This window comes from Peptoniphilus sp. HMSC075B08 (assembly GCF_001815405.1).
Lineage (GTDB): Bacteria > Bacillota > Clostridia > Tissierellales > Peptoniphilaceae > Peptoniphilus_A > Peptoniphilus_A harei.
Genome location: NZ_KV820429.1, coordinates 1 through 23,562 on the forward strand (window position 1 = coordinate 1; position 23,562 = coordinate 23,562).

At 35.6% G+C, this 23,562-nt stretch carries 24 protein-coding genes and 1 other annotated feature; of the genes, 8 read left to right on the top strand and 16 right to left on the bottom strand.

Annotation, left to right across the window (positions count from 1 at the left end; translation table 11 throughout):
* Window positions 1-121: 121 nt before the first annotated feature.
* A complete protein-coding gene (locus HMPREF3023_RS00460; RefSeq protein ID WP_197720999.1) occupies window positions 122-1,465 on the bottom strand; it encodes an MATE family efflux transporter in 1,344 nt (447 codons plus the stop codon).
* Between the two features lie 541 nt (window positions 1,466-2,006).
* On the opposite strand from HMPREF3023_RS00460, the gene HMPREF3023_RS00465 reads away from it, so the two are divergent.
* Together HMPREF3023_RS00465 and hutG are read left to right on the top strand one after the other, a co-directional pair.
* A complete protein-coding gene (locus HMPREF3023_RS00465; RefSeq protein ID WP_070699904.1) occupies window positions 2,007-2,960 on the top strand; it encodes a 2-hydroxyacid dehydrogenase family protein in 954 nt (317 codons plus the stop codon).
* A gap of 8 nt (window positions 2,961-2,968) precedes the next feature.
* A complete protein-coding gene (gene hutG, locus HMPREF3023_RS00470; protein ID WP_070699905.1) occupies window positions 2,969-4,000 on the top strand; it encodes a formimidoylglutamase in 1,032 nt (343 codons plus the stop codon).
* An 82-nt stretch (window positions 4,001-4,082) separates the two neighbouring features.
* Here the strand turns inward: hutG and HMPREF3023_RS00475 are convergent, their stop codons facing one another.
* From HMPREF3023_RS00475 to HMPREF3023_RS00485, 3 genes are read right to left on the bottom strand one after another with little or no spacing between them, the layout of a single operon-like run.
* A complete protein-coding gene (locus HMPREF3023_RS00475) occupies window positions 4,083-4,862 on the bottom strand; it encodes an ABC transporter ATP-binding protein (protein ID WP_070699906.1) in 780 nt (259 codons plus the stop codon).
* Window positions 4,855-5,733 carry an ABC transporter permease gene (locus HMPREF3023_RS00480; RefSeq protein WP_070699907.1) on the bottom strand — a complete coding sequence of 293 codons (879 nt, stop codon included), beginning with the start codon at window positions 5,731-5,733 and terminating at the stop codon, window positions 4,855-4,857. Before HMPREF3023_RS00480 ends, HMPREF3023_RS00475 begins: the two co-directional genes overlap by 8 nt.
* A gap of 7 nt (window positions 5,734-5,740) precedes the next feature.
* Window positions 5,741-6,754 carry an ABC transporter substrate-binding protein gene (locus HMPREF3023_RS00485; RefSeq protein WP_083315475.1) on the bottom strand — a complete coding sequence of 338 codons (1,014 nt, stop codon included), beginning with the start codon at window positions 6,752-6,754 and terminating at the stop codon, window positions 5,741-5,743.
* A 62-nt stretch (window positions 6,755-6,816) separates the two neighbouring features.
* Window positions 6,817-7,062, bottom strand: a binding site (T-box leader).
* Window positions 7,063-7,322: 260 nt separating this feature from the next.
* Between HMPREF3023_RS00485 and htpG the strand changes: the two genes are divergently transcribed.
* Window positions 7,323-9,176 carry a molecular chaperone HtpG gene (htpG, locus tag HMPREF3023_RS00490; protein ID WP_070699909.1) on the top strand — a complete coding sequence of 618 codons (1,854 nt, stop codon included), beginning with the start codon at window positions 7,323-7,325 and terminating at the stop codon, window positions 9,174-9,176.
* Window positions 9,177-9,271: 95 nt separating this feature from the next.
* Here htpG and HMPREF3023_RS00495 read toward each other — a convergent pair whose 3' ends face one another.
* A complete protein-coding gene (locus HMPREF3023_RS00495) occupies window positions 9,272-9,655 on the bottom strand; it encodes a hypothetical protein (protein WP_070699910.1) in 384 nt (127 codons plus the stop codon).
* Window positions 9,656-9,787: 132 nt separating this feature from the next.
* Complete coding sequence (locus tag HMPREF3023_RS00500) at window positions 9,788-10,201, bottom strand: hypothetical protein (protein WP_070699911.1); 414 nt, start codon at window positions 10,199-10,201, stop codon at window positions 9,788-9,790.
* A 156-nt stretch (window positions 10,202-10,357) separates the two neighbouring features.
* Between HMPREF3023_RS00500 and tpx the strand changes: the two genes are divergently transcribed.
* From tpx to HMPREF3023_RS00520, 4 genes are read left to right on the top strand one after another with little or no spacing between them, the layout of a single operon-like run.
* Entirely contained in the window at window positions 10,358-10,858 is a 501-nt protein-coding gene (gene tpx, locus HMPREF3023_RS00505) for a thiol peroxidase (RefSeq protein WP_070699912.1), read from the top strand.
* A complete protein-coding gene (gene rlmH, locus HMPREF3023_RS00510; RefSeq protein WP_070699913.1) occupies window positions 10,855-11,337 on the top strand; it encodes a 23S rRNA (pseudouridine(1915)-N(3))-methyltransferase RlmH in 483 nt (160 codons plus the stop codon). The genes tpx and rlmH overlap by 4 nt, the downstream gene beginning before the upstream one ends.
* Window positions 11,338-11,345: 8 nt before the next feature.
* Window positions 11,346-11,867 carry a hypothetical protein gene (locus HMPREF3023_RS00515; RefSeq protein ID WP_070699914.1) on the top strand — a complete coding sequence of 174 codons (522 nt, stop codon included), beginning with the start codon at window positions 11,346-11,348 and terminating at the stop codon, window positions 11,865-11,867.
* Between the two features lie 11 nt (window positions 11,868-11,878).
* Window positions 11,879-12,217 (top strand): DsrE family protein, encoded by a 339-nt coding sequence (locus tag HMPREF3023_RS00520; RefSeq protein ID WP_070699915.1) that lies wholly within the window; start codon window positions 11,879-11,881, stop codon window positions 12,215-12,217.
* 80 nt (window positions 12,218-12,297) lie between these two features.
* On the opposite strand, the gene HMPREF3023_RS00525 is transcribed toward HMPREF3023_RS00520, so the two are convergent.
* The 6 genes from HMPREF3023_RS00525 to hisS form a co-directional block, all read right to left on the bottom strand.
* Window positions 12,298-13,053, bottom strand: a complete 756-nt coding sequence (locus HMPREF3023_RS00525) for a ZIP family metal transporter (RefSeq protein WP_070699916.1) — start codon at window positions 13,051-13,053, stop codon at window positions 12,298-12,300.
* 130 nt (window positions 13,054-13,183) lie between these two features.
* Complete coding sequence (locus HMPREF3023_RS00530) at window positions 13,184-13,399, bottom strand: hypothetical protein (RefSeq protein ID WP_070699917.1); 216 nt, start codon at window positions 13,397-13,399, stop codon at window positions 13,184-13,186.
* 8 nt (window positions 13,400-13,407) lie between these two features.
* Window positions 13,408-13,947 (bottom strand): M48 family metallopeptidase, encoded by a 540-nt coding sequence (locus HMPREF3023_RS00535; protein WP_070699918.1) that lies wholly within the window; start codon window positions 13,945-13,947, stop codon window positions 13,408-13,410.
* Window positions 13,948-13,953: 6 nt separating this feature from the next.
* Window positions 13,954-15,417, bottom strand: coding sequence for a cardiolipin synthase (gene cls / locus HMPREF3023_RS00540; RefSeq protein ID WP_070699919.1), 1,464 nt, complete (start codon window positions 15,415-15,417; stop codon window positions 13,954-13,956).
* A 20-nt stretch (window positions 15,418-15,437) separates the two neighbouring features.
* A complete protein-coding gene (gene typA, locus HMPREF3023_RS00545) occupies window positions 15,438-17,261 on the bottom strand; it encodes a translational GTPase TypA (protein WP_070699920.1) in 1,824 nt (607 codons plus the stop codon).
* A gap of 485 nt (window positions 17,262-17,746) precedes the next feature.
* Window positions 17,747-19,054 carry a histidine--tRNA ligase gene (gene hisS, locus HMPREF3023_RS00550; RefSeq protein ID WP_070699921.1) on the bottom strand — a complete coding sequence of 436 codons (1,308 nt, stop codon included), beginning with the start codon at window positions 19,052-19,054 and terminating at the stop codon, window positions 17,747-17,749.
* A gap of 238 nt (window positions 19,055-19,292) precedes the next feature.
* Between hisS and HMPREF3023_RS00555 the strand changes: the two genes are divergently transcribed.
* Complete coding sequence (locus tag HMPREF3023_RS00555; RefSeq protein ID WP_070699922.1) at window positions 19,293-20,516, top strand: sodium/glutamate symporter; 1,224 nt, start codon at window positions 19,293-19,295, stop codon at window positions 20,514-20,516.
* Window positions 20,517-20,643: 127 nt separating this feature from the next.
* Here HMPREF3023_RS00555 and HMPREF3023_RS00560 read toward each other — a convergent pair whose 3' ends face one another.
* From HMPREF3023_RS00560 to HMPREF3023_RS00575, 4 genes are all read right to left on the bottom strand, one after another.
* Window positions 20,644-22,128, bottom strand: coding sequence for an aldehyde dehydrogenase family protein (locus HMPREF3023_RS00560; RefSeq protein ID WP_070699923.1), 1,485 nt, complete (start codon window positions 22,126-22,128; stop codon window positions 20,644-20,646).
* Between the two features lie 200 nt (window positions 22,129-22,328).
* Window positions 22,329-22,808, bottom strand: coding sequence for a hypothetical protein (locus HMPREF3023_RS00565; RefSeq protein WP_070699924.1), 480 nt, complete (start codon window positions 22,806-22,808; stop codon window positions 22,329-22,331).
* Entirely contained in the window at window positions 22,798-23,019 is a 222-nt protein-coding gene (locus tag HMPREF3023_RS00570) for a helix-turn-helix domain-containing protein (RefSeq protein ID WP_070699925.1), read from the bottom strand. Before HMPREF3023_RS00570 ends, HMPREF3023_RS00565 begins: the two co-directional genes overlap by 11 nt.
* Window positions 23,020-23,027: 8 nt before the next feature.
* Window positions 23,028-23,498 (bottom strand): DUF2975 domain-containing protein, encoded by a 471-nt coding sequence (locus HMPREF3023_RS00575; RefSeq protein WP_070699926.1) that lies wholly within the window; start codon window positions 23,496-23,498, stop codon window positions 23,028-23,030.
* Window positions 23,499-23,562: the final 64 nt, after the last annotated feature.

Below are 23,562 nucleotides of genomic sequence, written 5' to 3' on the forward strand. Positions count from 1 at the left end.
TTTACGTGTGGTTTATTTCTTTCAAATTTTGCTTTTCCCATGCTATTCCTCCTGGATATTTAAATTAAGTTCATAATACCTCAAATTCAAATTTTTTTCAACATTTAAGCCAATTTAAGCCTTAAATTGCTTCCATTTTTCTTCTTACAAAGGTGTTCATAAAGTAAGCTATGAAAAATACTGACGCAATTTCTGCAATTACGTAACCCCACCAAATTTCGTTAACTGTAAAGAAGGTCACTGCTATATAGGCAACTGGTAATAGGACTATGATTTGTCTTAGGATTGAGTCAAGTAGTGCCAAGATTCCGTTGCCAAAGGCTTGGAAGACTGATGTCCCAACTATCGATATGCCTGCAAAGACATAGGATAGGGCACAGATCCTAAGCATTGGTATTCCTATCTCCAACATCTTATCTGAGGCTGAAAATATTCCTAAGATTTCTCTTGGGAAGGTCATAATAAGTCCCGATACTATTAGGGTCATTACTATTACTGTTGCAAAGGCAAGCTTTATCGATTTTATAATCCTCTCTTTATATTTTGCACCATAGTTGTAGGCGATAATTGGAACTAGTCCGTTGTTTATTCCAAAGATTGGCATAAATACAAAGGACTGAACCTTGAAGTAGGCGCCTAGGGCTGCTATGGCAGATGTAGAAATCTCTGATAGCATTTTGTTTAATACATATATTGTAAAGGACTGGATTGTTATTGTAATCATTGATGGGATCCCAACAATGTAAATTTCTTTTATAATTTTTGGGTTAAAAGAAAACTTCTTAATAGTTATATCTGGATTAAACTTGTGTTGGAAGAAGGCTCCGCATATTGCTCCAATGATTTGTCCTGTTACAGTTGCAACTGCTGCACCCTTTACGCCCATGGCTGGTAGTCCAAAATAACCAAAGATAAATATTGGGTCTAGGATAATATTTAGTACTGCACCAATAAGTTGAGTCAACATGGTAAATATTGTCCTGCCCGTTGACTGAAGGGTTCTTTCCAAAAATATTTGTGTAAATACACCTACAGACAAGCCCATTACAATTTGAAGATAAGCCACTCCATAGTTAATTATATTTTCATTTGTTGTTTGAGCAGAGACAAAGGGTCTCGGCAAAAACCTTGACAATATTAGGAGAAGTATCCCGTATAATATGGCAAGTGTAAGTCCATTCTCTGCTGTCTTGTTGGCCCGATCAAAGTTCTTCTCTCCCAAGTATCTTGAGATGAGTGAGTTCATACCAACCCCTGTACCTACTCCAATTCCTATCATTATATTTTGAATAGGAAAGGCAATGGCAATGGCTGTGAAGGCCTCTTCATTTATCTTTCCAATGTAATAAGAGTCTACCAAGTTGTACATGGACTGGATAAACATAGAGATCACAATTGGAAAGGACACTTGAAATAAAAGTTTTGGGATTGACATAGTCCCCAATTTATTTTCATTGTTTTGCACTTAATCACCTCTTACTTTTTCATTAGAATCTTAACTATTATATAGGAGATTATAAGATTTTTGAAGACTAAAAAAGAAGTTAGGAAAATTCCTAACTTCTTAAATATCATTTTTTTCTCTTAACAGTAATAATATTTTCGTAATAGTATAGAAAAAAAGATTAAACCAATCCTATTTATTTTTATAAATATCGTATAAGCAATAACAAATATGAACAAAAAATGCAAAAGTAAATAGCAAAAATATACTCCGACCTCTTTTAAAATATGATATAAGAGTAAAAATTAAAAATATAAAATTTAAAAATATTAATATTTTATTCTTCTTCAAAATACCACCTGCTAAATATAATAATATCACAATTTTCGTCCATTTCTAAATTTTATTTTCTCAATTAAGAAAGTTACTAAATACTATTAATATATAAATTTTACTTTAAAATATAATGTTGAATTTTTTGTCAATTTATTTTTTTATTGGTTTCAAGGGTACTTTATACAATAATCATTTAATGTTAAAATAAAAGCAACGAGGTGATTTTTTGAAATTATTGATTACGAGTAATATTCCAGAAAAAATTTACGATGAGCTAGACAAACATTTTGAAATAAGCTATCACGACTCCAACGTTCCACTAAAAAAAGAAGAAATTATAGAAATGATAAAGGGACAAGATGCTCTTTTATGTCCCCTATCAGATAAAATCGATAAGGAAGTAATTGATGCTGGCGACAATTTAAAAATTATTGCCAACTATGGAGCTGGCTTCGACAATATAGATATTGATTACGCAAGAGAAAAGGGAATTGTTGTTACTAACGCACCTGCTCCTGCATCTGCTGTGTCCACAGCTGAACTTGCTTTTGGCCTTATGCTTGCTGCTGCAAGAAGAATTGTATCTGGCGACAAGGTAACAAGGGCTGGAGAATTTTACGGTTGGAGACCAACTTTTTATCTTGGAAGTCAACTTAAAGGAAAGACTCTTGGTATAATTGGCCTAGGAAACATTGGAAAAAATCTTGCCAAAAGAGCAAGAGCCTTTGAAATGAAGGTTGTCTATTATTCACGCACAAGAAAAGAAGATTTCGAAAAAGAATTTGGCCTAGAATACATGGATAAAGATGAGGTAATAAAGTCTTCTGACTTTTTAAGTCTTCACACAGCCTTTGTGCCTGAACTCCATCACATGATTTCCAAAAAAGAACTTGAAATGATGAAAAAATCTGCTATATTAATTAATGCGTCTAGGGGTCCAGTTGTTGACGAAGAGGCCCTTGCCAATGCACTAATAGATAATGTAATTGCAGGAGCAGCCCTTGATGTTTATGAATTTGAACCAAAGGTAAACGAAAAACTCATGGACCTAGACAATGTAATTCTTGCTCCTCACCTTGGTAATGCAACTTTTGAAGCAAGACTTGAGATGGGAGAAAACGATAAGGACAATTTAATTGCCTTCAAGGAAGGCAAGAGTCCTAAGAACAAAGTAAACTGAGGTGTAAAATGATAAATTATTATAGTCCACAAGATATGACAATATGGTCTGGAAGAATTGATGACGAAAATGATTACGAGTCTTTTAGGTGGCATCAATGGGTTAAACCCCTTGACCTAAACGACGAGAACTTAAGTCCCTTTGATGGCAAACTTGGCTTTGGTATCATAGGCTTTGAATCTGACCAAGGTATTGAACTTAACAAGGGAAGGTTTGGAGCTGCTGCTGGTCCTGCTGCCATAAGAAAGGAACTTGCAAAGCTACCATGTCAATTTTCTGAAGAAGTTAAAATTTTTGACTGCGGCAATGTGACAAGTAAGTACACAACTCTTGAAACCAGCCAAGACCAACTAGCTATGGCTGTGAAAAGAGTCCTTGAATTAAATTTATTTCCTTTGGTTCTTGGTGGAGGTCACGAAACTGCCTTTGGCCACTACAAGGGAATTAGCACCTTCCTTGATGACAAGGAAGACGACAAGCTTGGCATTTTAAATTTTGATGCCCACTTTGACCTTAGACCTTATGAAAAAGGAAATGGAACAAGTGGAACAATGTTTAGACAAATTGCAGACTACACTCGTGAAAAGGGAACTGAGTATGCCTACTATGTAATGGGAATTCAAAAGCACTCCAACACACTTTCACTTTTTAGGACTGCTGAAGACCTTGGGGTTAAGTATGTACTTGGTAAGAACTTGATAAATGGAAACTTTTTTGAAATTGTTCACGAGCTTGATGAGTACATTGGAGAACAAGACCACCTATACGTTACAATTTGTATGGACTGCTTCACATCTTCCTATGCTCCAGGAGTTTCTGCTCCACAAGCCTTGGGAATTGATCCAGAAAAAGTAATCCTACTTTTAAAACACGTCTTCTCAACTGGCAAGCCAACAAGCTTTGACATATGTGAAGTTTCTCCAAGATTTGACCACGACTCTGTAACTGCCAACTTGGCATCAATCCTTGTGTACACAGTTGTGTCAACTATGGCCAACCACGTATTGGGTAAGGAAAACAAAAAATATATTCCTAGATAAAAATAATTTATGTATAAAAATTGCCATGGATTTCTCCATGGCTTTTTCTTTTGCAAAAATTATAAAATTTTCTTTTCTTATTTTATAAAGAGTTACCAGACTCAATAGATATTTCATAAAATTTATCTAAAATTGAATCCAACTTAAGATTTTTCTTTTCTTCTCCAGCAAAGTCCATAATCTTTTCTCCCTTGTGCATCATTATGAGCCTGTCACCATAGTCAAGAGAATAATTTAAGTTGTGGGTAACCATAAGGGCTGTCAAATTTTTTTCTCTCACAATTTTATTGGTGATGTCCATAACTGTGTCAGCTGTCTTTGGGTCAAGAGCTGCTGTATGTTCGTCAAGGATTAAAAAATCTATGGGGACAAGTGTAGCCATTATTAGGGCAAGAGCCTGCCTTTGGCCACCTGATAAGAGCCCAACCTTGTCGTCTAACTTGTCTTCGAGTCCAAGGCCAAGTCCCCTTAGGGTCTCCCTATAAATTTCTCTTTTCTTTTTATTTACTCCTGGCAGCAAGTTCCAAGACTTGTTTTTATTTTCTGCCATGGACATATTTTCTAAAATCGTCATCTTTGGCGAAGTCCCCATCTTTGGATCTTGAAAGACCCTTCCCATCTTGACGTATCTCTTGTGCTCTGGAATTTTTTTGAGACTTTCTCCGTCGATTAAAATTTCTCCTGAGTCTTCTCTTAGAGACCCACAAATAATATTTAAAAGAGTAGACTTGCCTGATCCATTAGACCCAATGATGCTGACAAATTGTCCCTTGGGAAGAGTAAGGTCAAAACTCTCAAAAAGTTTATTCTCATTTGCTGTCCCAATATTAAAAGTTTTATCAATTGATCTTAGTTCAAGCATTTTGGACCTTCTTTCTCTTTCCCCTTCCTGCAATTAATATCACAAGGAAGATCACTGCAGTTATAAGTTTCATTGAGTTGGCTGAAAAACCAAGGGCAATGGCAAGGGCAATTGAAGCCTTGTAAAGAATTGAACCTATTAAAACTTTTGTAGTGTCCTTTATAAAGTCAAAGGACTGCAAAAGCTTCATCCCAAGCACAACTGAAGCAAGACCCATTACCATGGACCCAGTTCCCATGGAAACTTCAAAAAATCTCTGATCTTGGCAAACTATGGACCCACTTAGGGCAACAAGTCCGTTGGAAAGGGCAAGGCCACAAATTTTTACCCTGCCAGGATCAACTGCCATGGTCCTCACAAGACTTTCGTTGTCGCCACAAGCCTTTAAAATAAATCCAGCCTTGGTTCTTAAAAAATAATCTAAAAGTATTTTAATAATAAAGACAAGAGGGACCATTACAAAGAGCAGGTCATAAGATTTTAAATTTTCTGGCACAAGTCTTGCAAGACCTGTAGAAAAAATTGTCTCACTATTAAAGATAGGCACATTGGCCTTGCCTGCAATTTTTAAATTAATCGTCCAAAGGGCCGTCTGCATTATAAGTCCTGCAAGGAGGTCTTCTACCTTTAGCTTGATGTGGATAAGACCTGTCAAGGATCCTGCCAAAGCACCAGCCAAAAAACTAATGACTAGAGCAAGGCCAGGACTTATTCCCCTTAGGATGGCAAAGACTGTTACTGCTGCACCTAGAGGAAAAGACCCGTCAACTGTTAAGTCTGGAAAGTCCAAGATGCTATAAGCAATGTAAAGACCCAGTGCCAAGAAACTGTAAGTCAGCCCCTGGCTTATTATTCCTAATAAGATATCCATGACCCACCTACTTTTCTTCAGGAGATCCTATTTCAGTAAAATTTTCTGAAGCTCTATCAAGTAAGTCCTTTGGAATATCTATCCCAAGGTCTTCAGCAACCTTTGAGTTTAGATATAAATTTGGCTTTTCAATAATTTCATAAGCCATCTCACTGGCCTTAGCTTCTCCTCTTAAAATTTTTGCAGCCATCTTACCAGTTTGTTTTCCAAGAGAAATATATTCAATCCCTTCTGATCCAAGACAACCCATCTTCACTTGCTCAATTTCAGAACCAAAAACAGGAATTTTCTTTGCATTTGCCTTGTCTAAAATTGTTGGAAGAGAATTCACAACTGTGTTGTCTAAAAGATTTGTCATTACGTCAACTTTTGAAAGTAAGTTGTCTGTTGCTAGAGGTATGTCTGCAGTAGTATTTATGGCTTCATCAATAACTTTAAAGTCGTACTTGCCTGCAAGGTCTTTATAAATCTCTAGCATTGAATCAGAGTTTGCTTCACTAGATGTGTGAAGGATGCCAAGATTTTTTGCATCAGGTAAAAGCTCTCTTATTAATTTTAATTGGGCTTCCACAGGTAAGATGTCGCTTGTGCCTGTCACGTTGCCAAGGGGATTTTTGTTTTCATCAGCAACTTGTGCCACCACTGGGTCAGTGATTGCTGTGTAGACAACTGGTATGTCTGTCTTCATTGTGGCATTATAGGCACTCATAGCAGCTGGTGTGGCAATGGCTGTCACCATGTCCACCTTGTTGCCCACAAAGGCATCTGCTATTTGGGCAGCAATCCCCATGTCTGCTTGGGCATTTTGGTAGTCAACTTCTAAATTTTCCCCTTCAACAAAGCCTTCTTCTTCAAGACCTTGCAAGAAACCTTCCCTACAATTATCAAGTGATGGGTGTTGGGCAAATTGTAAAATTCCAACCTTATAAACTCTTTCACTATCAGAAGTTTTTTCTCCACTTCCATTTGAACATCCAACTAACAATAAAACTAATGACAATACTCCTAAAATTTTTTTCATTTTCATTCTCCTTTTCCTCAAACTATGAGAGAAGGATGGAAATAAAAAAAGACTTCCATCCCTAATGGGACAAAAGTCTAAACTTCTGCGGTACCACCCAATTTTGCATAAAGCACCCTCTCATCAATACTAACATATTGGTCTTATTTTAACGGCTAAGTCCCGTCGGGTATTACTTTAAATCAAAGATTTATTTCTCCCCGCCCTCAGGAGTCCATTCATTTATACTTTGCTTACAAGTCTCCCACCATGTGACTTGCTCTCTTTAAAGCTCCATAAAAACTACTAATCTCCTTTATCGGTTTATCGATTAGATATAATATATTCCTTGAAATTTATTTTGTCAAGGATAAATTTATCTTTTTAATTTTATTTTGATTTTTAATTTTCAAAGCAATTTATTTTGAGTTTTTAATTATTTTCTCTATTTAAAAATTTATTAAGACTTCATAAATATTTCTCAAGTTATATTTTAAAATAAATCTTCAAAAGTTTGACTATTTAAATAAAAAGATATATATTATTAGCAGAATCATCTATCGAGTGCTAATAATAGGAAGGTGATACAATGCAAAATAAAAAATACAATGCTGAAACAGAAAGATTAATGGACTTGATGATTCATTCCATTTACACAAATAAAGAAATATTTTTAAGGGAACTTATCTCCAATGCATCTGATGCCATGGACAAGATGTACTACATCGCCCTTAACGACGACAAGGTTAAGTTTAACCACGAAGACTACTTCATCAGGATTACTCCTGACAAGGAAAAGAGAACTATCACAGTAGAAGACGTTGGTCTTGGTATGACTGAGGAAGAACTTGTAGAAAACTTGGGGACAATAGCAAAGTCAGGTTCCCTTGACTTTAAGAACTTAAATAAAAAAGATGCTGACCACGAAATCATTGGCCAGTTTGGTGTAGGCTTCTACTCTGCCTTCATGGTTGCAGATGAAATTTCTGTCCTAACAAGATCTTACAAAGAAGACGTAGCCCACCTTTGGAAGTCCAAGGGAGCAGATGGCTACTCCATTGAAGATGCAGAAAAAGAAAACCACGGTACAGTCATCACCCTTCACCTAAGAGAAAATACTGAAGAAGAAAATTATGACCAATACCTCGATGAATATAAGATTAGGGAACTTGTGAGTCACTACTCCAACTACATCTCCTACCCAATTAAGATGGAAGTGGAAAAGAAAAGGCCAAGTGCTGATTCAACTGATGATGATCCAAAATTTGAATCTTATAGAGAAGATGACGTCTTAAACTCCTCTGTTCCAATGTGGAGAAAGAATAAAAACGAATTAAAGGATGAGGACTACAACAATTTCTTCAGACAAAGACACTTTGGCTTTGAAGACCCTCTTGCCCACATCCACATATCTGTGGAAGGGATGATTTCCTTTAAGTCAATTTTATACATCCCATCAAGAAGACCCTTTGACTTCTTAAACCCAGACAAAAAGGGCGGACTTGAACTTTACTCCAACGGAGTTTTAATTATGGAAAAATGTGAAGACCTACTTCCAGATTACTTGAGCTTCGTAAAGGGTGTAGTTGACTCAGAAGATATTTCACTTAACATCTCACGTGAAATGCTACAAAAAACTCGTGAGTTACAACTAATTAAGAAAAATATAGAAAAGAAGATCCTTGATGAACTTGCAAAGATCCTTAAAAATGACAGGGGAAAATATGCTGAGTTCTTTGAAAACTTTGGAGTTAGTCTAAAGTCAGGTGCCTATGAAAATTATGGTGCAGACAAAGACAAGCTAAAGGACCTCTTTATCTACACAACTACTAAGAGAGATAATGTGACATTTAACGAGTACAGGAAAGACATGAAGCCAGACCAAGACTTCATCTACTATGCAAATGGTTCTTCAATCGAAGCTATTAAGGACCTACCACAAATCAAGCACTTTATCGACAAGGACATAGAAGTTCTTGCCCTAACAGACCCAATTGACGAGTTTGTCATCAAGATGTTAGAAGAATACGACGACAAGAAGTTTAAGTCAATTTCTGAAACAGATGCTGTGAAAGAAGAAGACGAAAAAACTTTACAAGACTATGTGAAGAAGATGAAGGAAATCTTGGAAGGAGAAGTTTCATCAATTAGAGAAAATCCAAATCTAAAAGATGACGCAGCCTACCTATCAAGCAAGGGCGAAATCTCCATTGAAATGGAAAAAACTCTTAGCCACATGCCAAACAACCAAGGCTTTAAGGCAGACAAGGTCCTAGAAGTAAATCCAAACCACCCTGCCCTTAAGAAGCTAAAGGAAATGGACGAAGCTTCAGAAGAATTTAAGACTTACACAAAACTCTTATACGACGGAGCAAGACTTGTTGCAGGTCTAGACATAGAAGACCCAATCGCCTACGCAAGGAATGTTTCAAAGCTAATGTAAAAAAGATTTTATACAAATAATTAAGAATTTAAGACAAATTAAGGCTCTTTTCATTGTGAGAAGAGCCTTTTATTTTTATAAATTTTAAATGTAACTTATAACTTTCTTTTTAAAAGTAAAAAAATATTTTCTCCTATAAGCAAGAAAAAATAAAGTGCATTGAGATCATAAAGGTTGACAAAATTTTCTTGCAAATAATATTTTTTTATGACTATATAAATTGCAAATATAAAAATTTCAACTAAGAAAAATATTCCAAGGGTCTTTTTTTCTTGTTTACTTGAAAAATTAAAATAATAGGCGAGCATAAAACCCAAAAACAAAATCATTAAAATTTTTACACCATCTAAAATAAGCATATATTTTATATCAAAAGTCGCTTGAATTCTCCCATTGATGTATCCAAAAACTTTCGTGCAGGCTAGGTTTAGAATTGGAAATAAGAATAATGATATTATAAAAGATATATATTTTTTCAAAAAAATAGCTCCTTCCTATTATAAGTTCGATATTTTATTACACCTTAAATTTTTATCTAATTATAGTATAATACAAAAATTAATAGACATGAAAAAACTGTTGGATTTATTTTTCCAACAGTTTTTCTTTGCTTATTTTTTCTCTTCCCCTATAAAAGAATAAGTCCTTCCCCTATCTTCAAAAACTAAGTTTGGCACGGGGTCCTTGCCCTTCTCAGTTTTCATACCATAACCAGCAAGCACAGTTTCTTCAAAGTCATCAAACTTCATTATAACTTGGTAGCCAGTTCCCGCCTTTTTTAATTCATAAGTTCCTGTAAAGTCTATGGCGTTAGACCTATCAGTCATTACAAAGTTTTTCTTGTCAAATTTGATTGCAACGTCATTACTTAGGTCTTTTCCGTCATCTGTATTTATCATTCTATCTAGAGTCCAATTGATTTCGCTAATTTTCTTATTTGGAAGACCTTGGTCCTTGCCTGTGCAGGCTGTAAAAATTATTCCTGCCATAAAAATTAATAACAAGACTTTTAAATACTTTTTCATATTTCCCCTCCTTCTTTTTTCCTTTAACTCGGAAAAGTTTTCTTACTTATATTTTAATTAAGATGTCATTTTATTGCAATCACTTGTTAAGATTATAAATAATTGGATATAAATATAGTGTAAATTAAAACAAAAATAATTTTAGGAGGAATTAAAATGGATATAACATTTGGCGGAGATAAAGTAACTCTTGAAGGTAAAGAAATTAAGGTTGGAGATATAGCTCCTTCTTTTAAGGCAATAAATAAAGATTTATCTGACTTTAACTCAGAAGACCTTAAGGGCAAGATCGTAGTTTATTCAGTTGCACCATCAATTGACACACCAGTTTGTGCTCTTCAAACTACAACTTTTAACGAAGAAGCTACAAAATTATCTGATGACGTGAAGATTGTAACTGTAACTGTTGACCTTCCTTTCGCACAAGAAAGATTCTGTTCTGTTAAGGGAATCGACAATGCAGACATTGTTTCTGATTACAGATACAAGGAATTTGGACAAAAATTCGGCTTCATGATGGAAGAATTACAATTACTTGCTCGTGGAGTTGTAATTGTTGACAGAGACGGAAAAGTTGCTTACGTTGAATATGTTCCTGAAGTAACTAATGATGTTAACTTTGACAAGGCTCTTGAAGAAGTTAAAAAATTAAAATGATCAACATTAATTTAATTGTACTTGGCAAGATCAAGGAAAATTATTTTAAAGATGCCATAAATGAGTACAAAAAAATGCTTAAGTCTTACGCAGATTTAAGCATTTTTGAAATTATGGACGAACCTTGCCCCGAAAACTTGTCAGAAAAGGATATGGAAAGGGTTAAAAATATTGAAGGCGAAAAAATCCTCTCAAAGATTAAGGACGGAGCCTATGTAATTGCCCTTGAAATTGGCGGAAAGAGCCTAGACTCAGTGGTCTTTGCAGATAAAATCAATGACCTCATGATTGACGGCCACTCCAACATAACTTTTGTGATTGGTGGAAGTCTTGGACTATCTGATGAAGTTTTAAAAAGAGCTGACTACAAGCTCAGCTTCTCCAAGATGACCTTCCCCCACAAGCTTATGCGAGTGATCCTGCTGGAACAAATATACAGGGCCTTTAGGATAATTAACAACCACCCTTATCACAAGTGAGATTTTTTATGAAATTAAATTTATTAAATCAAGTATTTTCCTTTCACGACTTTAGACTTGTGAATACAGAAAATTTTCCTGATAAAATTCTTTTATATTTTAACCAGGGTATTTATTTTGAAAATACACCTGAAGGTCCAGTTGACTACATGATGACAAACCCAAGACTTGTTCTTCATAAGACTGACACTTCCTTTTCCAAGGAGGAGATGGGAGAAATTATTGGGGGCATAATTAAGGCCTTTGATCCAGATTTTGATTTTGGGGACAGTCTTGATGATCTTGATGACGACTTGAATAATGGTCTTGAGATAAATCTTTATAAGGATGGGACTTATAGGAGGCTTTCTCTTGATGAATTTTTAAGGCTTGACTTCGAAGTGATAAATGAGTCCTTTGGCTATGGCTACATGAGATTTTCTGGAATAGTCACAAGTTTTGAGGATACAAGCGACTGGCAGGATGGATCAATAGAAATCTATTACAATAATGATGCAGAACTTCTTTACGATTCACTAGAAAAATTATAAGGAGGACACGGATGGAAAAAATACTTTTTTATGTAATGGAAGGCGAGAAGATGTGCTTTAACCATGCAATGTTAAATGCTGAAGCCCTCTTAGATGCAGGCAAGGAAGTAAAAATAATTCTTGAAGGCAAGTCTGTCAAACTTCCAAAAGTTTTAGAAGACGAGAAAAATCCTCTTTATAAAAAACTCTTGGAATCAGGAGTTATTGTGGGCGTATGCAAGGCATGCTCCAAAGTCCTAGGAGTCTATGATGACAACGAAAGACTTGGACTCACACTTTTAGATGATATGAAGGGCCACGCTGGCATGGAAAAATATGTAGCAGAGGGCTATCAAGTTGTCGTCTTTTAATTAAATTTAAATAAAAAAACCAGAGTTTATGAAGAAAAATCCTTAGTTGGAATTTAAATTCTTTCATAGACTCTGGTTTTTTAAATTAGTGTATCTAAAAACATCATTAGAATGAAGCCAAGAATAACTCCATAAGTTGCCTCTCTCTCATATCCATTGGAATGGGTCTCTGGAATAATTTCATCACTTATTACAAAGAGCATGGCTCCTCCTGCAAGGGCAAGGATAAATCCAAGAGTTGCAGAAAAAATGGAAACAAGTCCAACTCCTAGGAAGGCTCCAATAGGTTCAACAAGTCCTGTCAAACTGGCAATGGCAAAGGCCTTCTTGCGAGAATAGCCTTCACGAACAAGGGCAAGGGCAACTGCAAGACCCTCTGGCATATTTTGAAGGGAAATACCAAGGGCAACTGAAAGACCATTTGCCACATTTTCTCCACCAAAGCTTACACCAGTTGCAAGTCCTTCTGGAAAGTTGTGGATAGCAATGGCAATTACAAAAAGCCACATCTTGGAAAGGTTTTTTACATTTGCCCCCTCTTGTCTCTTATCTATTAAGTGCTCGTGGGGTGCAAACTTGTCAATTAAATCAAGCATTAGGGCCCCACAAAAAATTCCAAGTCCTGTTGAGACAACGCCCATTGTTCCATTGGCAATTTCAAGACTTGGTATAACAAGGGAGAAGCAAGTTGCCGCAAGCATAACTCCCGCTGCCGCTGCAAGAAGAATGTCGAGACCCTTCTGGCTCACATCCTTTGCAAAAAATATAGGGATTGCACCAACCCCTGTCATAAGTCCTGGTACTACACATCCCAGGATAATAAAAGTTAAATTCATTTAATCACCTTAATTCTAAATTTTACTTATTCATTATAACACAATTAATATTTGAAAAATTTGCAAAAAATAAAGCACGATGTCCGTGCTTCATTATTAATATAAAATTTTATTTTAAATTTCTTAAAAATTATAAGCTGTTAAAGGCTCTTTTTATTCCACCAGCTAATTCATCCAAAAATCTTGAGACCTTGTCAAAGAGATCTCCTAGGTTAAAGTTTCTAATCCCACTAATAATAAAGTGTTTATCAACTCTTTGGTTTCCAATAAAGATGGAAATGTTAAAAAGTTTCATCAGGATAAGTATCCCTGCTATAATTCCCAAAATTTTTAAAGCTTTTTTCATTTTATCACCTAGGTCTTTAATTCTCTTTCAATTTCTTCATAGTTTGGCATGTACTTCTTGCACTCATTTATAAAATTCTTGTCGTGGTTAAAGAATTTTAAGTGGACTAGCTCGTGGAGGACAACTGCCTCAATGTGTTCTAGGGGTCTTGCTGCCAAGTAGAGATTTATCTTTATGTCGCCACGCTTAGGATAGCAGGTTCCCCATCTCACCTTCATCTTCCTTATCTCATAGGACTTGGATGTGAGTCCTGTCAGAGCTTCGTATCTTGGAAATATTTCATCCAAGACCTTTTCTAGCTCTCGTCTGTAGATTTTTTCAAGTTCTTCTTCTGAAGTGAAGTTTACCTTCTCGCCAAACAAGTGGTTTTTATAACGTCCTCTTCTCTCATCTTCCCTCTTTAGTCTTTCAATAGCTTCCTTATTATTTTCGATAAAGTTTTCTATAGACTTATCCGTCATCTTTCTTGGAGCCGAAACCTTTATAATCCCATCTTCAACTCTCAGCCTAAGGCTCTTCATCTTCTTTCTATTTATTTCTATATCCATTATAACCTATAATAGCGGAGATAAAAGTCTTGAGAAGGATTCACGGACTTTAGTAAATCTAGATCTCTTAGCATAAATTTCCTTAGTTATTTCCGTGCAAGATTCGAGGTCTTTCATAAAGTCTTCCTTTAACTTTTTATTTAATCTTTTATCATAAAGAAAGGCATTGACCTCGAAGTTTAGTTCAAAAGATCTTATGTCAAAGTTAGCTGTTCCAACTGTAGATAGATAATCATCTGCAATGACTATCTTTGTATGAAGGAAACCACCCTCGTATTGGTAGACATGGGCTCCCCACTTTAAAAGTTCTCCCAAGAAAGATAGTGATGCCCAGTGAACAAAGAGGTGGTCACGCTTAGCTGGGAACATTAAGTGAACATCAACGCCACTTAGGGCAGCAACCTTTATTGCCTTTAGAAGTCCTTCGTCGGGAACAAAGTAAGGAGTTTGGATGTAAAGTTCCTTCCTTGCAGAAGTTATAAGTTTCTCATAGCCATTTCTTATGGAGTCAGCCTTGGTGTCAGGTCCACTTGTGACAACATTTATGTCTACTCCATCTTCTAATTCTGGAAAAATTTCTGTTGTGAAGCCCTTTGTTGGAGCATCTGATGCAAACTTAAAGTCTAGGAAAAATCTCCAAGCAAGTCCATTGACTGCCGGTCCTTCAATCCTTAGGTGGGTATCTCTCCAATAGCCCATGGGACCCTTGGACACATATTCGTCTCCAACGTTGAAGCCGCCAACATAACCTATTCTCTTGTCGATTACAGCAATCTTCCTGTGGTTTCTGTAGTTGATGTGGGTGTTGATCTTATCTATAATTCCTGGGAAGAAGATGGCAAACTTAACGCCCTCTTCTTCAAGAGACTTCCTGTCCCTTAGTTTCATCTTCCTGACACCCATGCCGTCAACTAATAAGTAAACGTCAAGGCCTTCCTTGGCCTTTGACTTTAGTATATCCATAAATTCAGTAGAAAGTTCATCTGATTTAAAAATATAGTATTGAACGTAAATTGTATGTTTAGCTTTTCTCAAGTCTTCAAAGAGGGCATCAAATTTTTCTACACCGTCGTTAAAAATTTCCACCTTGTTGTCAGTGTAGAGCATTTCGTTCTCGGCCTTGTTAAACATCTCAATCATGTCGAGATATTGTGCCGTTCTTTTTTTTGAAAACCTAAAGTTTTTATTCTTTATGTCTCTTAATTGGGCCTGGGACTCTTTGCTTAGGATTTCATCTTTCTTACTTTTGCCGCTAAATATCTTGGACTTTGATATATCTTGTCCTATAAAAAGATAGAAGATAAATCCAACAACTGGCAAGAAGTTAATAGCCATTACCCATAAAAGTGTGGATGTTGGCTTCTTGTTGTCAAATACAATTATAAAAGTAGATACTAATAAATTTATAATAAATAGTATTGAATAAACTTGGGCAAAGTTTTTCAACATCCCAAAATATGCACTAAACATCTTCTGCTCCTTTCATAAAATTATTTATTTTTCTTTGATTTATATCTAGTTTGTGAATTTAAAATTTTCTTTCTAAGCCTAAACTCATTAGGTGTAATTTCTATTAGTTCGTCATCTTCAATAAATTCTAGGGCTTCTTCAAGACTCATCTTTTTTACTGGAGAAAGTCTTAGGGCTTCGTCAGAACCTGATGCCCTTACGTTAGTTTGCTTCTTTGACTTAGTAACAGAAACTTCGATTTCAACACCTTTTGGTGATTCACCAACAACTTGTCCTTCGTAAACATCTTCACCTGGCTCAACAAATAGGGTTCCACGTTCTTGGGCATTGTTTAGTCCATAAGCTGAAGCAGTACCTGTGTCAAAGGAAACTATAGAAGCATTGACCCTTCTTGGGATATCTCCCTTAAATGGTACATAAGATTCAAAGATAGAATTTAGGATTCCAGAACCCTTTGTGTCAGTCAAAAATTCTGTCCTGTAACCAATAAGTCCCCTTGATGGAATAATAAATTCAAGTCTTTGGTAACCGCCATTAGGTTCAACAATATTAACAAGTTCTCCCTTTCTCCTGCCAAGCTTTTCTATGACAGAACCTGCGTAGACATTGTCAACATCTATTGTTACTCTTTCAGTTGGCTCTAACTTTTTACCATTTTCATCTAATTTATAAAGAACTTGTGGCTTAGAAACTTGAAATTCATAGCCTTCACGTCTCATGTTTTCAATTAAAACAGAAAGGTGGAGTTCTCCCCTACCAGAAACCTTAAAGGAGTCAGTAGTGTCAGTTTCTTCAACTCTTAGTCCTACGTCAGTTTGTAATTCTCTGTCAAGTCTTGCCTTGATTTGTCTTGAAGTCAAGAACTTACCTACCCTTCCTGCGAAAGGTGAGTCATTTACAGAGAAGTTCATGGAAATTGTTGGTTCAGAAATTTTTACAAACTCAAGAGCTTCTGTGTCTTCTGTTGAAGCAATTGTATCTCCAATGTTGATGTCTTCGATACCAGTTACTGCAACAATGGAACCTGACCTTGATGAGTCAACTTCAACCCTATCTAGGCCTTCAAATTCATAAATTTGTGCAATCTTTATGTTTTCTTTAAAGTCTGGATCTAGTTTATTAACCCTAACAAGTTTGTCGTTTTCATTAATAATACCTTGTTCGATTTTTCCAATACCAATTCTTCCAATGTATTCGTTGTAATCAATTGTGGAAATCAAAAGTTTGAAAGGTTCGTCGTCTCTTTGTTCTGGTCCTGGAATGTACTTGATAATAGTTTCAAAAAGTGGATCCATATTTTCCATCTTGTCATCTACATCAAGTGCAGCAATCCCTTGTTTTGCTGATGCAAATACAAAAGGACATTCAAGAACTGATTCATCAGCACCAAGCTCAATAAATAAATCAAGAACTTCGTCCACTACTTCAAGTGGTCTTGCTTCTGGTCTATCTACCTTGTTGATGCAGACAATAACTGGAAGGTTAAGTTCAAAGGACTTCTTTAATACAAACTTAGTTTGTGGCATTGGACCTTCAAAGGCATCTACTAGTAGAACAACGCCGTTTACCATTTTTAAAACACGTTCAACTTCTCCACCGAAGTCAGCGTGTCCTGGAGTGTCAATAATGTTAATCTTAACTCCATTGTGGTTAACTGCAGTGTTCTTAGAAAGGATAGTGATTCCCCTTTCCTTTTCAATGTCGTTGGAGTCCATGACCCTGTCGTTAACCTTTTGGTTTTCCCTAAAGATACCTGATTGTCTTAAAAGAGCATCAACTAGTGTAGTCTTACCGTGGTCAACGTGAGCAATAATAGCTATATTTCTTATATCTTGTCTTTTCAAAAAATCTCATCTCATTTCTTCATGTTTCTATCCTATTTTAAGCTTAAATAAAAAAAAGTGCAACAAAAAATGACTTATAAACCCATAATTTCAAAGTTTATAAGTCATTTTGTCTAAAATTTTAATGGTAACGACAATCGTGACGAGTCGCGATTGGAGTGGTCTTCACAGTGAAGCCAAGCATAGCGAAGGCTGAACTGATGAAGAACCTTATGCAGGGAACAAGCCTAATACGATTGAATAATGAGTATTAGGCTTGTGACTCGCACTTACTTTTTAAATCTTTCAACCAATTCATCGAAAGTAACTTCTTCTTGGTCTCCTGTCTTCATATCCTTTAATGGTAACGACAATAGCAATGAGTTGCTATTGGAGTGGTCTTCACTACGAAAACGACCGCAGGGAAGTTTGAGTAGATGAAGAACCTTATGCAGGGAACAAGTCTGATACGATTGAATAATGAGTATCAGACTTGTGACTCGCACCTATTTCTTAAACCTTTCAACCAACTCATCAAAGGTTACGTCAACCTGATCCCCAGAGTGCATGTTTTTCAAACTATATTTTCTAGACTTTATTTCTTCTTCGCCAAGAACTATTACATAGTCAACCTTTGTTTGGTCTGCATACTTAAATTTCTTCTTTAATTTTGCAAATTCTGTGTAAACAGAAACTCTTACTCCCTTTTCCCTAAGTTCACTTAGAAGTTTTATTCCATCATGAACGCAGTCATCCATTGGGATGATCAATAAATCAACTAAGGACTTTTCTTCACTAGAAATTATCTTTGCTTCATTTAATTGGTAGAAAAGTCTTGAAAGTCCAATGGAAATTCCAACTCCTGGAAGAGTTTTGTCTGTATAGTAACTTGCAAGGTCTTCATATCTTCCACCAGAGCAAACTGATCCAATCTTTGGATAATTATCAAGAGTAGTTTCGTAAACTGTGCCTGTGTAGTAGTCAAGTCCTCTTGCTATTTTTAGGTCGATATCGAAGCAGTCTTCGTCTATTCCAAAATCTCTCATGTATCCAATAACTTGTGTAAGTTCATCAAGACCTTCTTGGAAGATTTCGTCTTCAATTTTTAGGTCTCTTAATTGTTCAAGAATTTCATCTACTGTTCCGTCAATTTTTATAAATTCTAGGATTTTTTCTCCAGAATCTCTTCCTATTCCATTTTCGCCTAATTCTTCAAGAACTTTTTCTTCCCCAATCTTGTCTAGCTTATCAACTGTCCTCAAGACATTCATTGAGTCTTCAATGCCAAGTGATGAGAAGAAGCCCTTTAAGATTTTTCTATTGTTTAGGTGGATTGTAAAATCTGTAAAACCCAGGTCTTTAAAAGTGTGGAAGATTACAACTGGAAACTCTGCATCATTTACAAGGGAAAGTTCTCCCATCCCAATTGTGTCAATATCACATTGGTAAAACTCTCTAAATCTTCCCTTTTGAGCCTTTTCTCCCCTGTAGACCTTTCCTATTTGATATCTCTTGAAAGGAAAGGATAAGTCGTTCATGTGCTCTACAGTGTATCTTGCTAGGGGAACTGTTAAATCAAACCTAAGGCTCATGTCTGTGTCGCCCTTTGAGAACCTATAGATTTGTTTTTCAGTTTCTCCACCGCCTTTTGCAAGTAGGACTTCAGATTTTTCTATAACTGGAGTATCTATTGGCAAAAAGCCGTGCTTTTCAAAATTTTTTCTTATAATGTCTTTCATCTCGTTAAAGAGAATTTGATCCTTTGGTAGTAGTTCCATAAAACCTGGAAGGGTTGATGGTTTTACAATTGTCATAATATCACTCCTGTTTGTTAATTTAGTATTTCTTCTTATTAATTATTTTTATTTTATCACATTTATAAGTCTTTTTGTACTTTTGTATGATAATATGAGAAAGTTTTTCCAGGCCTTCTTTATCTTTTAATAATCTATAATTTTTAAAAAAATTCCTATTGGTCTTTGACTTGATAAGTCTTATCGTTTATACTTATGGAGTTAATAAATTTAAAAATATTTTTTGGGAGGAAAAAATATGGAAAGAATTGTAATCGAGTTCGGCATGTTCGAAACTCTACTACTTGGCGTATTAGCCATTTATCTGGGCGATTTCATGAGAAAGAAATTCCCTGTCCTAGTTAAGTACTGTCTGCCTTCAGCCGTAGTTGGTGGCACTATTGTATCTATTATAACTATGATTTTATACTACGCAGGCATTATGGAACCTAACTTTGACTTTAAGACAGTTAACACTTTATTCTATTGTCTATTCTTTGCGGCTAGTGGAGCTGCAGCCAGCCTTTCACTTTTAAAACAAGGTGGAAAGCTAGTAGTTATCTTTGCAGCCTTAGCTGCCCTACTTGCTGCTTGTCAAAACGCAGTTGCACTTGGGGTTGGTAATGCTATGGGAGTTCATCCACTAATCTCAATGATGACTGGTTCAATCCCTATGACTGGTGGACACGGTAACGCAGCAAGTTTCGCACCAATAGCTGTTAAAGCTGGTCAATCTGCTGCTATGGAAGTTGCTATTGCATCTGCAACTTTTGGACTAATTGCAGGTTCACTTATTGGGGGACCTTACGGTAACTTTATAGTTAAAAGATTTGGATTCGAAAATCCAGAACTAGACAATCAAGATACAACTATTGTTGATACTGCTAAGACTGTTATGATGAACAAGAAGACAATGGTTTCTTCTGTCAATATGTTGGTCTTTGCTTGTGGTCTTGGTCAATTATTTTTCTTAGGTCTACAAAAGACTGGAGCTAATATTCCAATTCACGTTTGCTCTATGCTTGGTGGTATCCTTGTAAGAGTCTTTCTTGACAAGACTGGAAGATCCGAAGATTCACTTCTTGAAGCAATTGACACTGTAGGAGATTTCTCTCTTGCACTATTCGTATCAATGTCAATTGTAAGTATGAAGTTGTGGCAACTTGCAGACCTAGGACCTCAACTAATTGTACTTCTTCTTGCACAAATTGTTCTTGTTCTAGCATTCACATACTTCTTGTCATTTAGACTACTTGGCAAAAACTACGATGCAGCTGTTATGGCAGTAGGTCACCTTGGCTTCTCAACAGGAGCTGTTCCAGTTTCTATGACTACAATGAAGACAGTTTGTGACAAATATAGATTTTCTAAACTTGCCTTCTTCGTTGTTCCTGTAATTGGTGGTTTTATTTCAAACTTTACAAATGCACTAATTATTACAAAATTCTTGGACATCGCTACAAAAATGGGCATGGGTATGTAATTTAAATTAAATATTTCTTGAATTTAAAATTATATTAATTTATAAATTTGAGCATGAAAAAAGGGCTATAGTGAAAACTATAAGCCCTCTTTTTTGATTATTCTATTTATTTATAAAAATTTTATTCTTAGTAAAGTCCTGAAGTTTTTTCAGAAGTATCAATGAAGATATTCTTAACTTGAGAGTAAGCATCAAGCATCATCTTGTGGTTTTCTCTACCAATACCAGATTTTTTGTAGCCGCCAAAAGGTGCTCCTGCTGGAAGTTGGTTATAAGTGTTAACCCAAACTCTACCAGTTTCGATTCCTCTTGCAACTCTTATTGCCTTGTTGATGTCTCTTGTCCAAACAGCTCCCGCTAGACCATAGTCTGAGTCATTTGCCATCTCAATAACTTCATCTTCGTCTTTGAACTTGATAACAACTGCAACTGGTCCAAAGATTTCTTCTCTTGCAACCTTCATGTCGTTGTCAGCATTTGTTATAAGAGTTGGCATAGTGAAGTAACCATTTTCTGTGCCATTCTTTGTAGCTTTTTCTCCACCAACTGCAATAGTTGCTCCTTCTTTTCTCGCAACTTCTACATAACCAAGTACTTTTTCAGTTTGTGATTTGTTAACTTGAGCTCCAACTTGTGTGTCTTCTTCCCAAGGTAGTCCAACTTTTATATTCTTGAATTTTTCAATTGCCTTTTCAACAAATTCATCATAGATATCTTCATGAACGAAAACTCTTGAACCTGCACAGCATACTTGACCTTGATTAAATAGGATACCCATAGCAAGTCCATCTATTGCAAGGTCCATGTCACAGTCATCAAAGAAGATATTAGCTGATTTACCACCAAGTTCTAGAGTAGCTGGAATTAATTTTTCTGCTGCAGCTTCTGCAATCTTGTATCCAACTTCTGTTGAACCAGTGAAGGCAAGTTTTGAAAGTCCTTCATGGTGTTGTAGGTATTCACCAGACTTAGATCCAGATCCTGTTACAACGTTGATAACTCCCTTTGGCACAACATCTTTTATCAACTTCATAAGTTCTAGAAGTGAAAGAGAAGTTGTTGAAGATGGTTTAATTACAACTGCATCACCTGCTGCTAGGGCTGGGGACAATTTCCATGCTGCCATTAGGAATGGGAAGTTCCATGGAATAATTTGTCCAACAACTCCAAGGGGTTCACGAAGAACAATTGATAGAGTGTTGCCATCAATAGCATTTGCAGTACCTTCTTCAGCTAGGATTGCTCCTGCAAAGTATCTAAAGTGTTCAGATGCTAGTGGAATATCAATATTTCTTGTTTCCCTAATTGGCTTACCATTATCAAGAGTTTCAACCATAGCAAGATGGTCGGCATTTTCATCTATTATATCTGCAATCTTGTTTAAGATTTTTGCTCTTTCGTATCTATTTGTCTTCTTGTATTCATTGAAGCCTTCCCAAGCTGCCTTAACAGCCTTGTCTACATCAGCTTCAGATGCTTGAGCAATTGATGCTAGTTTTTCGCCATCAGCTGGACAAAATACATCTAAACTATCTCCATTTTCACTTTCTACAAATTCTCCGCCAATAAATAGGCCATACTTTTTATCTAAATTAATGTTTGGTTTTGTCATATTACACTCCTTATTTTACTTTAATGTAACATATAAAGCTTTCATATAAGAATTACCCCTCATAATTAATTTAAAACTTCTTGAAGTAGATTTTTAATTTTTTACTTAGAGAAAATTATAAGCTTTCATCCACTAAAAAAAGACTCTTCATGAGCCCTTTTTTATAAAAAATCTAATTGATTTTCTTTATCAAATTTACTTTAAGTATCCCATTCTAAATATAAAATTTCTCCCTTGTCTTCATCAAGTATTAGGGCTACGAAATTTCCATACATTCCTGCAAAAACATATTCTGAAGTCGGTTTAAAATAAATTTCATTGTTTAAATCAAGAGAAAGATCAAATCCTCTCTTTTTAATTTGTAAGTAACAGGTTTCTATTTGGGATAGTTTGTTATCATCCTTTGCAACATAATAATCTTTTAAAGACTTTTTTATCTCTTCACTATCATTCTTGTCAAAGGAAAATAAAATTGCAGCCTCTCCATCTCCGTGGAAGCTTGGCTCCTTATAAAGTTCTCTTTCTCTCTTCACAGACTTAGGAAGTCTAATCCCAAATTCATTTTCCACTTCTTTTACTGCCTGGTCTCTTGGGTCAGACAAGAAGTATAAAAGAGGTATTGCAGCGAGAAAAATTATAAACATTACAATTAAAACTCTTTTAAATTTTTTATCCTTCATCTTCATCACCCTCGTAGCGTAAAATATCTCCAACCTGACAATCCAAGACCCTACAAATTTCTGAAAGTGTGGAAAATCTTATGGCTCTTGCCTTATTTGTCTTCAAAATAGAAAGATTGGAAAGACTTATTCCAACTTCTTCAGATAATTCTGTCAAGGTCATCTTATTTTTTGCAAGTTCAACATCTAAGTCAACAATTATTTTTCCCATAGGCCACCTCAAATCGTAAGATCATTTTCTTCTTTTAGGGTAATCCCCTCTTTAACAAGGTCACACAAGAGAAGAAAAATTTGTCCAACAAGCATGGATCCAAGACCAGTCCCAATAAAAAATAAATTTGTTATGGACCCGTCAAGGTTAAAGTTTGTGTAAATAATAGATAAGATTGACAAGAGAAAAATTCCTATAAAAGATAGGGCAACCACTTGAAGATCAAGTAAGGTCTTGCTTTCAAAAACCCTGTCCTCTCCATAATTTTTTAATGCCAAGAGTCCAAAGACTAGGGCAAGGATAAGACCCAAGATCATGGCTTGGCACAAGACCATCATGGGATACCTCATATTCATAAACATAGGGTAGATTCCTGCCATTATACCAGAAAATTTATAAACTCCATAGAGGCCAGCACTTAAGATTAAAATAGCAAGTATCAAAAGTCCTCCAATAAATTTAACTCTAAAAGATTTCATAACTTCCTCCTTTTTCTAAATTATATGAAAATATCTTATGATTGTCAATAAATATTTATTGTTT